Raw genomic sequence first — 15,180 nt, 5'->3', positions numbered from 1 at the left:
GGGTGGGGCGGAAGTCTGCCGACGAGGCTTATAAAAGTCTATGACGCACTGCGCGCCTTGAGCTTTTCGTCGATGACTGCCATCAGTCTCTCACCGATGCGCGTGTCGTAGGCCGCATCGATCTCGCGGATGCAGGTCGGGCTGGTGACGTTGATCTCGGTGAGGTTCTCGCCGATCACGTCCAGGCCGACGAACAGCAGGCCGCGCTTGCGCAGCTCCGGACCGACCTGCGCGGCGATCCAGCGGTCGCGCTCGGTCAGCGGCTGGGCCACGCCACGGCCGCCGGCGGCGAGGTTGCCGCGGGTCTCGCCCTGGGCGGGGATGCGCGCCAGGCAGTACTCCACCGGCTCGCCGTCGATCATCAGGATGCGCTTGTCGCCGTCCTTGATGGCCGGCAGGTAGCGCTGTGCCATGACCTGCTCCTGGCCGTGACGGGTCAGGGTCTCGAGGATCACCGAGAGGTTCGGGTCGCCTTCGCGGTGGCGGAAGATCATCGATCCGCCCATGCCATCCAGGGGTTTGAGAATGATGTCACGATGCTCCGCGGCGAATTCGCGGAGAATGTCGGACCGGCGGCTCACCACCGTCGGCGGCGCGCACTGCGGGAACAGCGTGGCGAAGTACTTCTCGTTGCAGTCACGCAGGCTCTGCGGCTTGTTGACGATGAGGGTGCCGGCGGTTTCGGCCTGTTCCAGCAGGTAGGTGGAGTAGACGAACTCGTTGTCGAAGGGCGGGTCCTTGCGCATCAGGATCACGTCCAGGTCCGACAGCGGCTGGTCGACTTCCTCTTCCAGTTCGAACCAGTGGGCCGGATCGTAGAACACCTTGAGCGGGCGCATGCGACCGCGGGCGACGTTCTCTTTCTGGTAAAGATCCTGCTGTTCCATATGGAAGAGCTGCCAGCCACGGGCCTGGGCGGCCAGCAACATGGCCAGCGAGCTGTCCTTCTTGAAACTGATCTGCGCGATGGGGTCCATCACGATCCCGAGGCGTACGCTCATGGGATGTCCTCCTGGGGGAATTCGTCGGCTTGCGGCTGCGACTCGGGGTCGCGCCACAAAGGCTGAAAATGGACGCTCAGGGTGGCGCTGGATGTGCGCTCGGTCAAGGAAAAAGCCTGCGCGTTCGGGGTCTTATGGCCTGAATTTGCTGGGCGTGGTAAAGATTCTGACGATTGTGGTAAAAGGTTCCCACGATTGGGTCGCAGCCCGACGGTGGCAGGGCGCTTGCGCACTGAAATAAAAAGCGGAAAAACGACTCACCGAGATGGTAAGGGCGAACATGGAACAGCATTCCGACGGTTTGAAAGTAATGGTGATCGACGATTCCAAGACGATTCGTCGCACGGCTGAAACCCTGCTGAAGAAAGTCGGCTGCGATGTCATTACAGCCATCGACGGCTTCGACGCGCTGGCCAAGATCGCCGATACCCATCCGAGCATCATCTTCGTCGACATCATGATGCCGCGCCTGGATGGCTATCAGACCTGCGCCCTGATCAAGAACAACAGTGCATTCAAATCCACGCCGGTGATCATGCTGTCCTCCAAGGACGGCCTGTTCGACAAGGCCAAGGGTCGCATCGTCGGTTCCGATCAGTACCTCACCAAGCCCTTCAGCAAGGAAGAACTGCTCGGCGCGATCAAGACCCATGTGCCCGACTTCACCCCGGTGGAGCACGCTTCCTGAAGTCCGGCGCAAGCGCCGGTGACGCCTATTCCGTATGGGGACCACAATGGCTCGAATTCTGATTGTTGATGACTCGCCGACCGAGATGTACAAGCTGACCGCGATGCTGGAAAAGCACTCGCATCAGGTGCTCAAGGCCGAAAATGGCGCCGATGGCGTGGCCCTGGCTCGCCAGGAAAAGCCGGACGTCGTCCTGATGGACATCGTCATGCCCGGCCTGAATGGCTTCCAGGCGACCCGTCAGCTGTCCAAGGACCCGGAAACCAGCGCGATTCCGGTGATCATCGTCACCACCAAGGACCAGGAGACCGACAAGGTCTGGGGCAAGCGCCAGGGCGCTCGCGACTACCTGACCAAGCCGGTGGACGAAGAGACGCTGCTCAAGACCATCAATTCGGTGCTGGCCGGCTGATTCAGCCTGCCTGCACGTAGCGAACATAATTATTAGAGAAGGCCAGGGCCGGCATGGCGGAAGTCCAGAGTCCTTTCGAGGTTCTCGTCCAGATCGATCAGCGCTGTCGTCAGCTGGCCGCGGGTCTGCCCGCCCAGCGCGAGGTGGTGCAGAGCTGGAACGGTATCGGCTTTCGCATGGCTGGGCGCCTGTTCGTGGCGCCCATGGGGGAGGTCGGCGAGGTTCTTCACGAACCGCGCTACACACTGCTGCCCGGAGTCCGTGACTGGGTGAAGGGGGTCGCCAACGTGCGCGGCCGCCTGTTGCCGATCATGGACCTGTGCGGCTTCCTCGGCGCGGAGCTTTCGCCTCTGCGCAAGCAGCGGCGCGTGCTCGTCGTGGAACACCAGGAAGTCTTCGCCGGCCTCATCGTCGATGAGGTGTTCGGCATGCAGCACTTCCCGGTGGACACCTTCTCCGAGCAGCTGCCGCCCCTCGAAGCGGTCCTGCAACCCTTTATTCATGGCGTCTTCCACCGGGAGCAACCCTGGCTCGTGTTCAGCCCGCATGCGCTGGCTCAGCACCCGGGGTTCCTGGATGTCGCCAGCTAGCGTTTGACCGGTTGGGCCGGCTTTGCCGGCCCTTGTTGTGACATGGAATTCGTAATCGTGGTGGGTCCAGGCGGGGGCCGAATATGAAAAATATAAAGGCAGGCAGTCTTTTTTCGGGTGCGCGTAGCAGCTCGCTGATCCTCGGACTCTTCGTGGTCCTGATCGTGGCGATCGTCTTGCTGTTCGCCAACTTCGCTTACCTAAACACCCAGGCGAACCACGACAAGCAGTACATCGGCCATGCCGGCGAACTGCGCGTGCTGTCCCAGCGTATCGCCAAGAACGCCACGGAAGCCGCGGCGGGCAAGGCGGAGGCGTTCAAGCTGCTGAAAGAAGCGCGCAACGACTTCGAGAAGCGCTGGAACATCCTCTCCAAGGGTGACGAGAGCACCGGCCTGCCGCCGAGCCCGGATTCGGTACAACCGCAGATGGCGGATGTGCAGAAGGACTGGGACACCCTGCGCAAGAACGCCGACTCCATCCTCGCCAGCGAACAGACCGTACTGTCCCTGCACCAGGTAGCCGCGACCCTCGCCGAAACCATCCCGCAGCTGCAGGTGGAGTACGAAGAGGTCGTTGACATCCTGCTGGAAAACGGCGCCCCGGCCGACCAGGTCGCGGTAGCCCAGCGCCAGTCGCTGCTGGCCGAACGTATCCTCGGCTCGGTGAACAAGGTGCTGGCTGGTGACGAGAACTCCGTGCAGGCCGCCGACAGCTTCGGTCGTGACGCCAGCCTCTTCGGCCGCGTACTGAAGGGCATGAAGGAAGGCAACGCGGCGATGAGCATCTCCAAGGTGACCAACGCCGAAGCGGTGGACCGCCTCAACGAGATCGCCGAGCTCTTCGAATTCGTCTCCGGCTCGGTGGACGAGATCCTCGAGACCTCCCCGGAACTGTTCCAGGTCCGTGAAGCCGCCAACACCATCTTCGGTGGCTCGCAGACCCTGCTGGACAAGGCTTCCAGCCTCGCCGCCGGCTTCGAGAACCTGGCCGAAGGCCGTGTGTTCAACCAGGTCGCCAGCGCCGCGCTGGGTATCATCGCCCTGGGCGCGATCATCCTCATCGGCCTGGTGATGGTGCGTGAGACCAACCGCCGACTGGCCGAGACCGCCGAGAAGAACGAACGTAACCAGGCGGCGATTCTGCGACTGCTCGACGAAATCGCCGACCTCGCCGACGGTGACCTGACGGTGGCCGCGACGGTAACCGAGGACTTCACCGGTGCGATCGCGGACTCCATCAACTACTCCATCGACCAGCTCCGCGAGCTGGTGGAAACCATCAACCTGACCGCCGTGCAGGTGGCCGCCGCCGCCCAGGAAACCCAGGCCACCGCCATGCATCTGGCCGAGGCTTCCGAGCACCAGGCCCAGGAAATCGCCGGCGCCTCCGCCGCGATCAACGAAATGGCCGTGTCCATTGACCAGGTATCGGCGAACGCCTCCGAGTCCTCGGCGGTAGCGGAACGTTCCGTAGCCATCGCCAACAAGGGCAACGAAGTGGTGCACAACACCATCACCGGCATGGACAACATCCGTGAGCAGATCCAGGACACTTCGAAGCGGATCAAGCGCCTCGGTGAATCGTCCCAGGAGATCGGTGACATCGTCAGCCTGATCAACGACATTGCCGACCAGACCAACATCCTCGCCCTGAACGCCGCGATCCAGGCGTCCATGGCGGGCGACGCGGGCCGCGGCTTCGCCGTGGTAGCGGACGAAGTACAGCGCCTGGCGGAACGTTCTTCGGCTGCGACCAAGCAGATCGAGGCGCTGGTGAAGACCATTCAGACCGACACCAACGAAGCGGTGATCTCGATGGAACAGACCACCTCCGAGGTGGTACGTGGTGCCCGCCTGGCGCAGGACGCCGGTGTGTCCCTGGAAGAGATCGAGAAGGTATCCAAGACCCTGGCCGCGTTGATCCAGAACATCTCCAACGCCGCCCGTCAGCAGGCCTCCTCCGCCGGCCACATTTCCAACACCATGAACGTGATCCAGGAGATCACCTCGCAGACCTCTGCCGGTACCACCGCTACCGCGCGCAGCATTGGTAACCTGGCCAAGATGGCCGGCGAGATGCGCCACTCCGTATCCGGCTTCAAACTGCCGGACACCGCCGAACAGGCCTGAGCAGAGGAGGTGCGCTGCTCTTTGCCGGGTAGCGCACGACAATCTTGAGCGAGGGGCGCGACATGCAGGCAAGTGGCGTCTGGTCGTTGCAGCCGTTGGCCGACATGTCGGCCGCGGACTTCCGCGACTGGCAGGCACTGTTGGAAGACCGCACCGGCGTTGTCGTCAACGAGCAGCGCCGTGCCTTTCTGCAGACCAGCCTGGGCGCGCGGATGCGCGAACTGGGTATCGCCGACTATGGCACCTATTACCGCCAGGTCACCGATGGCCCGCGCGGCGCCGTCGAATGGTCGAACCTGCTGGACCGCCTCACCGTTCAGGAAACCCGTTTCTTTCGCCACAAGGCATCCTTCGACGTGCTGGAAAGCTTCCTGCTCCAGCGCCTCGAACAGGTCGGCCCGAGCCGGCCGCTGGCCTTGTGGAGCGTCGGCTGTTCCAGCGGCGAGGAGCCTTATTCCCTCGCCATGGTGGCCGCCAAGGTACTGGAAGATGCCGGTCTGGCGCCGCTGTTCGGCGTGACCGGCACCGACATCAGCCTCAACGCCCTCAATCGGGCGCGCGAGGCCACGTATGCGGCACGCAAGCTTGCGGATATCGACCCGGAACTGGCCACGCGCTACTTCAGCGCGCAGGATGACGGTCGATACCGTGTGATACCCGATCTCGCCGGGCGCGTCTGTTGCGCGCGGCTGAATGTGCTGGAACTGGCCAAGGCGCCAATGTCCGGCATGGACGTGATTTTTTGCCAGAACCTGCTGATCTATTTCCGCCGCTGGCGGCGGCGGGACATCCTCAATCGCCTGGCCGAGCGGCTGGCGCCTGGGGGACTGCTGGTGATCGGAGTGGGCGAGGTCGCCGATTGGCACCACCCGCTGCTCGAACCGGTCGCCGATGAGCGCGTTCTGGCCTTTACCCGGAAGGGATGACACAGACACATGAGTGGAGTGGCTATGGGTGATCGGCACGATTATGTCGCCCTGGAATGGGTAAAAGGCGAGATTGCCGAAACGCTCAAGCAGGCGCGGCAAGCCCTCGAATCCTACGTCGAGAACCCCCAGGACCCGACGCGGATGGGCTTTTGCCTGGCCTATATCCACCAGGTGCGCGGCACTCTGCAGATGGTGGAGTTCTACGGCGCGGCCCTGCTCGCCGAAGAAATGGAGTACCTGACCCAGGCGCTGATCGACGGCACGACCTCCAGCCAGAGCGAAGCGCTGGAAGTGCTGATGCAGGCCATCCTGCAGCTGCCGGCCTACCTGGAGCGCATCCAGAGCGCCCGCCGCGACCTGCCGCTGGTGGTGCTGCCGCTGCTCAACGACCTGCGCACCGCCCGTGGCGAGAAGCTGCTGTCGGAAACCAGCCTGTTCTCCCCCGACCTTTCCCAATCTTCACCGGTGCTGCCGGTGGACGCCCTGGCGCGCCTGCGCACCGCCGAACTGCCGGCGCTGCTGCGCAAACTGCGGCAGATGCTGCAGGTCGCCCTGGTCGGCGTCATCCGCAACCAGGACCTGCCGACCAACCTGGGCTACCTGGCGCGCGTCTTCGCCCGCCTCGAGTCCCTGTGCAAGGACGCCCCGCTGGGCCGCCTGTGGGTGATCGCCTCGGCGATGATCGAAGGCCTGGCCAACGGCAGCATCGCCAACGGCACCTCGGTACGTAACCTGCTGCGCCAGGTCGACCGCGAATTCAAGCGCCTGGTCGACCAGGGCGCCGACGCCATGAACCAGCCGGCGCCGGACGAACTGATCAAGAACCTGCTGTTCTACGTCGCCAAGGCCTCCGACCAGTCGCCGCGCGTGCGTGCGGTGAAGGACGAGTACCGCCTCGACGACGCCCTGCCGGGCGCAGCCCTGGTGGACGAGGAACGCGCCCGTCTCGCCGGCCCTGACCGCGACGCCATGCGCTCGGTCGTCGGCGCGTTGTGCGAGGAGCTGGTGCGGGTCAAGGACAGCCTCGACCTCTTCGTGCGCAGCGACCGCAGCGGCGTGAACGAACTGGGTAGCCTGCTGGCACCGCTCAAGCAGATCGCCGACACCCTCGCCGTGCTGGGCTTCGGCCAGCCGCGCAAGGTCATCCTCGACCAGATCGAGGTGGTCAGCGCGCTCGCCCATGGCCAGCGCCAGCCCAACGACGCGACCCTGATGGATGTCGCCGGTGCGCTGCTGTATGTCGAGGCCACCCTGGCCGGCATGGTCGGCCCGAGCGAAGAGCCGGGCAGCGAAGAAAACGTCCTGCCGACCACCGACGTCGAGCAGATCCACCAGGTGGTGATCAAGGAAGCGCGTAACGGCCTGGAACTGGCCAAGGACGCGATCATCGAGTTCATCGCCTCGCAGTGGAACCACGAGCACCTGGCCCGCGTGCCGGAGCTGCTGACCCAGGTTCGCGGCGGACTGGCGATGATCTCCCAGGAACGCGCGGCGAAACTGCTGGAAAACTGCAACCGCTACATCCAGGAACAACTGCTGGTGCGCCAGGCCGTGCCGGACTGGCACAGCCTCGACACCCTGGCCGACGCCATCACCAGCGTCGAGTACTACCTCGAGCGCCTGTCGGAAGACCACAACACCCAGGGCGACATGATTCTCGACGTGGCCGAGGAGAGCCTGGACAGCCTGGGCTACTCGCTCAAGCCGCGCCCGTCGATCCTCGACGCCGAGATGAGCGCCTTCGCGCCGGCGCCTTTGGATAATCCACTCGACGAGATCGACGTGCTGGCCGCCCAGCCGCTGGCCGAGCCGACCGAGGCGGTGCCGGTGGACGAAGTCCCGGAGCTGGCCGCGCCGGTGGAAATCGCCGACAGCTTCGAGCCCGCGAGCTTCGACGTCGCCCCGACCGAAGAGCCAGCGTTCGAACAGCCTGCCGAGCTTGCCCCGACGGAAGAGCTGGCCCCGGTGGATGAACCGGCGCTGGACCTTGCCGACCTCGAGACGCCCCAACCTGTTGCGGACACTGAAGAGAGCTTCACCTTCGAATCGCTGGAGCCCGTCGTCGAGCCTGCCGTCGGGGAGCAACCCGCACTGCCGGCCGACTTCGACCTCCCGGCCGAGCTCGAAGCCCAGCCTGCTGGCGCAGCCGAAGCGAGCTTCACCTTCGAACCCCTGGAGCTGGACTCCGGCCTGCCCGCCACCGAGCCCAGCGCCGAACCGGGCGCCTGGACGCTCGACGAGGCCACGCCGCTGGCTGCCTCGGCTGAACTGCCCGGCGCGACCCTGGAGCCGGAAAGCCTCAGCTGGGATATCGAACTGGAGCCGGCCGCACCGATCACCGACACCACCCTGGCCGACGAAGGCTGGTCGCTGGATGACAGCCACAAGGCCGACAGCATCGAGTTCACTCTCGAAACGCTGGAAGAGGCGCCCGCGCAACCGCTGGCCGATGAGCTGAGCTGGAACCTGGACGATGCCCTCCCGCTGGCCGAGGCGCCGCGATTCGACGAGCCCGGGCAGGCGCAGCCCGCAGCTACCGAGCTATCCTGGGAATCGCTGGACCTGTCCGTCACTCCGGGCGAAGCCCCGGCAACTCCGCAACTGCTCGAAGACTTCGCCAGCCTGCCGACGCTGGAGGTCACTCCGGCCCCGGTGGATGAGCTGACCTGGGACATGCAGTCGCCAACCCCGGCCGGCGACAAGCCCGCCGAGGAAGACTGGTTCAGCATCGACCTGAGCCAGCCGGCTGCCGAGTCGCCCGCACCGTCGCTGGAGCTGGACGAAAGTTTCGCCAGCCTGGAAACGATCGAACCCGCACCGCTGGAATCCCTGGACGACCTGAGCTTCGACGCCCGGCCGGCCACCGATGAACCGGTCACCGCCGAAACCTCGCTGGTCAGCGATGACAACTGGACCCTGGGCGAGCTGAGCGAACCGACCGCGCTGGATGCTGGCGTCGACTTCAGCCTCGACGCGCCACTTGAGCTGGAAGCGCTGGAAGCGCTGGAACCGCTGGTCGAACCCCAGGCACCCGCCGTCCAGGCCGAAGCCTGGAGCGACGAGAACATCGCCGAGCTGGACCTGCCGGAAGTCGAACTGCCCAGCCCGCCGGCCGAGCCCGAAGCGGTCGCCGAGGCACCGGCCAAGCCGCTGTCCCTGGCTGAAGTCATGGCTGCCCCGGTCCAGGCGATCAACCCGCCGGCCCAGGACGTGCCGCCCAGCCTGCTGCCGCCGCCCGCCGACGAAGAGCCGATCGACGAAGAGCTGCGCGAAGTCTTCATCGAAGAAGCCGGCGAAGTGCTGGAAACCATCGGCGAGCACCTGCCGACCTGGCTGGCCAACACCGACGACCGCGACTCGCTGACCGAGATTCGCCGCGCCTTCCACACCCTCAAGGGCAGTGGCCGGATGGTCCGCGCGCTGGTGATCGGCGAGCTGGCCTGGTCCATCGAGAACCTGCTCAACCGCGTGCTCGACCGCAGCATTGCCGCCTCGCCAGCCGTGCTGCAGGTAGTCCAGGACGTGGTCGCGCTGATGCCTGAACTGGTCGACGAGTACGCCGCCAGCGCCCAGCGCCAGCGCGACGACGTCGACCGCCTGGCCGCCACTGCCCATGCCCTGGCCAAGGGGCAGCCGGTGCCGCCGCCCGGTGGCGGGCTGCCGGAGTCGGCGCCGCCGGTGGAGGACATCACCCCTGAGCTGGCAGAGGTCGAGGAGATCGCTGCCCAGGCGGCCAACGAAGGGCTCGACGAGAGCCTCGATCCGCAGTTGCTGGAGATCTTCCGCAACGAAGCCGAAGCCCACCTGGAAACCCTGGTCGGCTTCCTCGCCGATTGCGCGCAGCAGCTGCCGCAACCGGTGACCGACGACCTGCAGCGCGCCCTGCACACGCTCAAGGGCAGCGCGCACATGGCCGGTATCCTGCCGATCGCCGAAATCGCCACGCCGCTGGAGCGGCTGGTGAAGGAATTCAAGACCAACCTGCTGCAGGTCGACCTGCGCGAAGCAGAGCTGCTGCATGCCGCCGAAGGCCTGTTCCGCGTCGGTCTCGACCAGCTCGTCGAAGGTCGCCCGCTGGCGCCCATCGAGGGCAGCCCGGAGTTGCTGGCGCGCATCGCGAAGATCCACCAGGAGCGCCTGGAGGCCGCCGAGGCCAAGCGTCGCGGTGAAAGCGGCGAGGGCAGCGGCAACGACCCGCAGATGATCGGCATGTTCCTCGCCGAGGGCATGGACATCCTGCTCGACGCCGAGGACCTGCTGCGCCGCTGGCGCGAGCACCCGCAGGAGCGCCACGAACTGGGTGCCCTGTATGACGAGCTGGAAACCCTCAGCCGTGGCGCGCAGATGGCCGAGCTGCCGCAGATGGCGGAACTCGCCGACGCGCTGCTGGCGGTCTATGGCGCCGTGCGCCAGGGCCGCCTGGAAACCGGTGACGCCTTCTTCTCCGCTGCCGAGGCCGCCCACGAGGCGCTGATCGGCATGATGGACCAGGTGGCGGCTGCGCTGCAGGTCAGCGCCCGCCCGGAACAGGTCGAAGCGTTGCATCGCCTGCTGGATGCGCCGGTCGCCGCGCCCGAGGACGAAGCGCAGGACGACGCGGAAATCGAGTTCGTCGACCTGGAAAGCCTGACCGCCGATGACTTCCCCGCCGAAGACGAGGAATTCCTCCTCGACAGCCGCCCGGTGGACGACGACAACCTGCCCGACGGCCTGAGCTGGTCGGCGCGGGGCGACAACGACGGCGCCCCGCGTGGCGCCGCCGACGACGATGACGATGACGTCATCACCGCCGAAACCCCGCACGCCCATCCCGCCCCGCAGCAACCGCCGCGCGCGCTGGACGAGGAAATGGTGGCGATCTTCCTCGAAGAGGCGGTCGACATCCTCGATAACGCCGGCCAGGCGCTGGACCAATGGCTGGCCTCGCCCGAGGGCCTCGCTGCGCTTTCGACCCTGCAACGCGACCTGCACACCCTCAAGGGTGGCGCGCGCATGGCGGAAATCCGCGAAATCGGCGATCTGTCCCACGAACTCGAATCCCTCTACGAAGGCCTGCTGGACCATCGCTTCCAGCACAGCCAGCCGCTGGGCGACCTGCTGCGCACCTGCCACGACCGCCTGGCGACCCAGCTCGACCAGCTGCAGGCCGGCCAGGCGCTGACCGACCCGGCCGACCTGGTGCAGACCATCCGCACCTTCCGCCAGAACCCGGCCGCCGGCCTGAACCTGCCGCAGGCCCAGGCTGCGCAGCAGGATGCCGTGGCCGAGCAGGAGGAAAGCCTCGAGCTGCCGCCGGTCGTCGAAGACGACATCGAGCTGGAGCTGCCTGCCGAGGTGGCGCCGGAAGCCGAGGTCAGCGCCGAACTCGAAGCCGTCGAGGCAGAGGCCGGCGATCTCGAAAGCATCGAACCGGAGCTGGAAGTCACGGCACCGGACCTCGACCTGCAGTCCTTCCTCGAAGCGGCTGAAGCCGAGGGGGCCGAGCTGTCACGGGATGAGTCACAGCCGGCCGCGGTTGTTCCTGAAGCCTCGGGCGTGCAGGACAGCGAGTACGAGCTGAACGAAGACCGCGACCAGGAACTGGTCGAAATCTTCCTCGAGGAAGGTTTCGACATCCTCGAAAGCTCCTCCGGTGCCCTGCACCGCTGGATGGAAAACCCCGACAACAGCGTCGAGCTGGAAGCGCTGCAACGCGACCTGCACACCCTCAAGGGCGGCGCGCGGATGGCCGAGATCCGCCCCATCGGCGATCTGTCCCACGAACTGGAGTTCCTCTACGAAGGCCTCTGCGGCGGACGCCTGCGCGCCAGCCCGACGCTCTTCGAGCTGCTGCAGCGCTGCCACGACCGTCTCGCCGAGATGCTCGAAGCGGTCCAACAGCATCGCCGGATTCCGGGAGGTGAATCGCTGATTGACGCGATCCACCGATTTCGTGCCAACCCCGAAGAACAGCTGAGCATCCCCAGCAGCGTCAGCCTGCACGCAATCAGCTCCCAGCGCGCCGCGCCCGAAGGCCCGGAAGCCGACATCCTGGATATCTTCCTGGAAGAGGCCGACGACCTGCTCGAAGGCATGGAGCAGGCGCTGGGCCGCTGGGACGCCGAACGCGAGAACGGTGCGCTGGATGAGCTGCTGCGCATTCTCCATACCCTCAAGGGTGGTGCACGCCTGGCCGGCCAGACCAGCCTGGGCGACCTGGCCCACGACCTCGAACAGCACCTGGGCGAAGCCCAGCAGCAGGGCGCGCCCTGGCCGGAAAGCCTGCTGATGGACGCGCAGTCCGGCTTCGAAGGCCTGCAGGCCGAAGTCGACCAGTTGCGCCTGCACCTGGGTGAAGTCGAGAGCGCCGAAAGCCAGTTCGAGGAATCCCTCGACGAAGAACCGGTCGCCGAACAGCCGACCCCGGTGAACCTGCCGGTGCTGCCGGAAGCCATCATGGCCGCTGCCGTACCGCAGCGCCTCGATGCGCCGGTGGTGCTGCCCTTCGTTCGCCGTGCCCAGGAAGCCGCCCAGGAAGCCGCTGCGCGCCGTGCGCCGCAGGAACTGGTGAAGGTGCCCGCGCAACTGCTCGAAGGGCTGGTCAACCTCGCCGGTGAGACCTCCATCTTCCGTGGCCGCGTCGAGCAGCAGGTGAGCGACGTCGGTTCGACCCTGGGCGAGATGGACGCGACCATCGAGCGGGTCCGCGACCAGTTGCGGCGCCTGGATACCGAAACCCAGGCGCAGATCCTCTCGCGCCACCAGGCCGACGCCGAGCGCGCCGGCTACGAAGATTTCGACCCGCTGGAAATGGACCGCTACTCGCAGCTGCAGCAGCTTTCGCGCGCGCTGTTCGAGTCCGCTTCCGACCTGTTCGACCTCAAGGAAACCCTGGCCGCGAAGAACCGCGACGCCGAGACCCTGCTGCTGCAACAGGCGCGGGTCAACACCGAGCTGCAGGAAGGCCTGATGCGCACCCGCATGGTGCCCTTCGACCGCCTGGTGCCGCGCCTGCGCCGGATCGTCCGCCAGGTGGCGAGCGAGCTGGGCAAGCAGGTCGAGTTCGTGGTCAGCAACGCCGAAGGCGAGATGGACCGCAGCGTGCTCGAACGCATCGTCGCGCCGCTGGAGCACATGCTGCGCAACGCGGTCGACCACGGCATCGAGTCCGGCGAGGCGCGCCGCATCGCCGGCAAGCCGGAGCAGGGCACCATCCGCCTGACCCTGGGCCGCGAGGGTGGCGACATCCTCCTGACCCTGGCCGACGATGGCGCCGGCATCCGCCTCGAAGCGGTGCGCCGAAAGGCCATCGAGCGCGGCCTGATGACCGACGACAGCGAGCTGAACGACCACGAGGTGCTGCAGTTCATCCTCGAGGCCGGCTTCAGTACCGCCGAGAAGGTCACGCAGATTTCCGGCCGTGGCGTGGGCATGGACGTGGTGAACTCCGAGGTGAAACAGCTCGGCGGCTCCATGAGCATCCACTCCAGCGTCGGCGAAGGCACCCGCTTCGACATCCGCCTGCCGTTCACCGTGTCGGTGAACCGCGCGCTGATGGTGCTTTCCGGCGAGGACCTCTACGCCCTGCCGCTGAACACCATCGAAGGTATCGTGCGGGTCTCCCCGTACGAGCTGGAAGCGCTCTACGAGCAGGCCGCCGCCGACGAATCCGGCGCCGCGCCGAGCTTCGAGTACGCCGGCCAGAGCTATGAACTGAAGTACCTCGGCGACCTGCTGAACAACGGCCAGCATCCCAAGCTGGTCGGCCAGTCGCTGCCGCTGCCGGTGATCCTGGTGCGCTCGGCGGACCACGCCGTGGCAGTGCAGGTGGACGCCCTGGCCGGCTCGCGCGAGATCGTGGTGAAGAGCCTCGGTGCGCAGTTCGCCGGCGTCAGTGGCATCTCCGGCGCGACCATCCTCGGTGACGGTCGCGTGGTGGTGATTCTCGACCTGCTGGCGACGATCCGCGTGCTCCACGCCCAGCTCATCCAGCACGCGCCGCGCCGCCAGCTGGCAGGCCCGAGCGTGGCGGAAATCGAGCACCAGCGCCCGACCCTGGTCATGGTGGTGGACGACTCGGTCACCGTGCGCAAGGTCACCAGCCGCCTGCTGGAACGCAACGGCATGAACGTGCTCACCGCCAAGGACGGGGTGGACGCCATCGCCCAGCTGCAGGACCACAAGCCCGACATCATGCTGCTGGACATCGAGATGCCGCGCATGGACGGCTTCGAGGTGGCCACCCTGGTGCGCCACGATGAACAGCTGAAGGACCTGCCGATCATCATGATTACCTCCCGTACCGGCGAGAAGCACCGCGACCGTGCCCTGGCCATCGGCGTCAACCAGTACCTGGGCAAGCCGTACCAGGAATCCGAGCTGCTGGAGAATATCCACAAGCTGGTGAAGACCCATGTCTGAGCAGAGCACGCCGCGCATTGCGGTGATCGCCGACACCTCGCTGCAGCGCCACGTGCTGGCACAGGCGCTGGCCGGCCACGGTTACCAGGTGGTGCTCAACGCCGATCCGGCGCGCCTTGAAAGCGAGCAGCTGGACGCCTGCGAGACCGACCTGTGGCTGGTGGACCTGGCGCAGCAGGAGGATTCGCCCCTGGTGGACAACCTGCTGGAACAGTCGCGCGTACCTGTGCTGTTCGGCGAAGGCCACGCGCCGGAGCGGCATTCCGAACATTACCCGCGCTGGGAACGCCGGCTGGTGTCCAAGCTGCGCAAGCTGGTGGGTGACCCCAGTGCCGGCGTGGGCCGCAGCCTCGCCGCGCTGCTCGACGAAGCGCAGCGGCCCAGCCGCGTGACGCTGCCCGATGACCTCGCGGCTTCCCCGCTCAAGGCCGGTGAACCCGCCGCGCAGGTCTGGCTGCTCGCCGCCTCGCTGGGCGGCCCGGCGGCGGTGAAGACTTTCCTCGATGCGCTGCCCGGCGGCCTGCCGGTGGGCTTCCTGTATGCCCAGCACATCGATGCCTCGTTCGAGGCGAACCTGCCGCAAGCGGTCGGTCGCCACAGCCAGTGGCACGTCAACACCGTGCGCGACGGCGACCCGGTGCGCTGCGGCGAAGTGGTGGTGGTGCCGATTTCCCGCGAGCTGGGCTTCGACGATTCGGCGCGCATGCATGTGCAGGACCGCAGCTGGCCGGAGCCCTACAGCCCGTCCATCGACCAGATGATGCTCAACCTCGCCCAGCAGTACGGCGATCGTTGCGGCGTGATCGTGTTCAGCGGCATGTGCAGCGACGGTAGCGCCGCCGCGGCCTACGTGCGCCGCCAGGGCGCGCCGATCTGGACCCAGCGCGCCGACAGCTGCGCCTGCTCCAGCATGCCCGACAGCCTGCGCGAAGGCGGCTATAGCACCCTCTCCGGCGACCCGCGCGAACTTGCGGCGGCGCTGGTCAATCACCTCGCCGAGCAATGCGTCGGCGCAGTCACGCAGTGAG

8 protein-coding genes are annotated in these 15,180 nt (G+C 66.4%); 7 read left to right on the top strand and 1 reads right to left on the bottom strand.

Annotated elements, in window-relative coordinates; translation table 11 throughout:
• Window positions 1–38 precede the first annotated feature (38 nt).
• Complete coding sequence (gshB, locus tag UB43_RS16360; RefSeq protein ID WP_045212958.1) at window positions 39–1,001, bottom strand: glutathione synthase; 963 nt, start codon at window positions 999–1,001, stop codon at window positions 39–41.
• Between the two features lie 280 nt (window positions 1,002–1,281).
• Between gshB and pilG the strand changes: the two genes are divergently transcribed.
• From pilG to UB43_RS16325, 7 genes are all read left to right on the top strand, one after another.
• Window positions 1,282–1,689, top strand: a complete 408-nt coding sequence (gene pilG / locus UB43_RS16355) for a twitching motility response regulator PilG (RefSeq protein WP_015475142.1) — start codon at window positions 1,282–1,284, stop codon at window positions 1,687–1,689.
• A gap of 46 nt (window positions 1,690–1,735) precedes the next feature.
• Window positions 1,736–2,101, top strand: coding sequence for a twitching motility response regulator PilH (gene pilH, locus UB43_RS16350; protein ID WP_024766237.1), 366 nt, complete (start codon window positions 1,736–1,738; stop codon window positions 2,099–2,101).
• Window positions 2,102–2,154: 53 nt separating this feature from the next.
• On the top strand, window positions 2,155–2,691 hold the full coding sequence (locus UB43_RS16345; protein ID WP_017520132.1) for a chemotaxis protein CheW: 537 nt from the start codon (window positions 2,155–2,157) through the stop codon (window positions 2,689–2,691).
• An 83-nt stretch (window positions 2,692–2,774) separates the two neighbouring features.
• A complete protein-coding gene (locus tag UB43_RS16340) occupies window positions 2,775–4,823 on the top strand; it encodes a methyl-accepting chemotaxis protein (RefSeq protein ID WP_045212954.1) in 2,049 nt (682 codons plus the stop codon).
• A gap of 62 nt (window positions 4,824–4,885) precedes the next feature.
• Entirely contained in the window at window positions 4,886–5,749 is an 864-nt protein-coding gene (locus tag UB43_RS16335; protein WP_045212951.1) for a protein-glutamate O-methyltransferase, read from the top strand.
• A gap of 24 nt (window positions 5,750–5,773) precedes the next feature.
• The gene (locus UB43_RS16330) at window positions 5,774–14,152 is read left to right on the top strand and encodes an Hpt domain-containing protein (RefSeq protein ID WP_045212949.1); all 8,379 of its coding nucleotides are present in this window, start codon (window positions 5,774–5,776) and stop codon (window positions 14,150–14,152) included.
• Entirely contained in the window at window positions 14,145–15,179 is a 1,035-nt protein-coding gene (locus tag UB43_RS16325; RefSeq protein ID WP_045212947.1) for a chemotaxis protein CheB, read from the top strand. The genes UB43_RS16330 and UB43_RS16325 overlap by 8 nt, the downstream gene beginning before the upstream one ends.
• Window position 15,180: the final 1 nt, after the last annotated feature.

Origin of the sequence: Pseudomonas sp. 21, assembly GCF_000955805.1 — a bacterium.
GTDB lineage: Bacteria > Pseudomonadota > Gammaproteobacteria > Pseudomonadales > Pseudomonadaceae > Pseudomonas.
The sequence above is the reverse complement of the archived record's forward strand: the minus strand, read 5'-3'. Positions and strand labels throughout refer to the sequence as shown.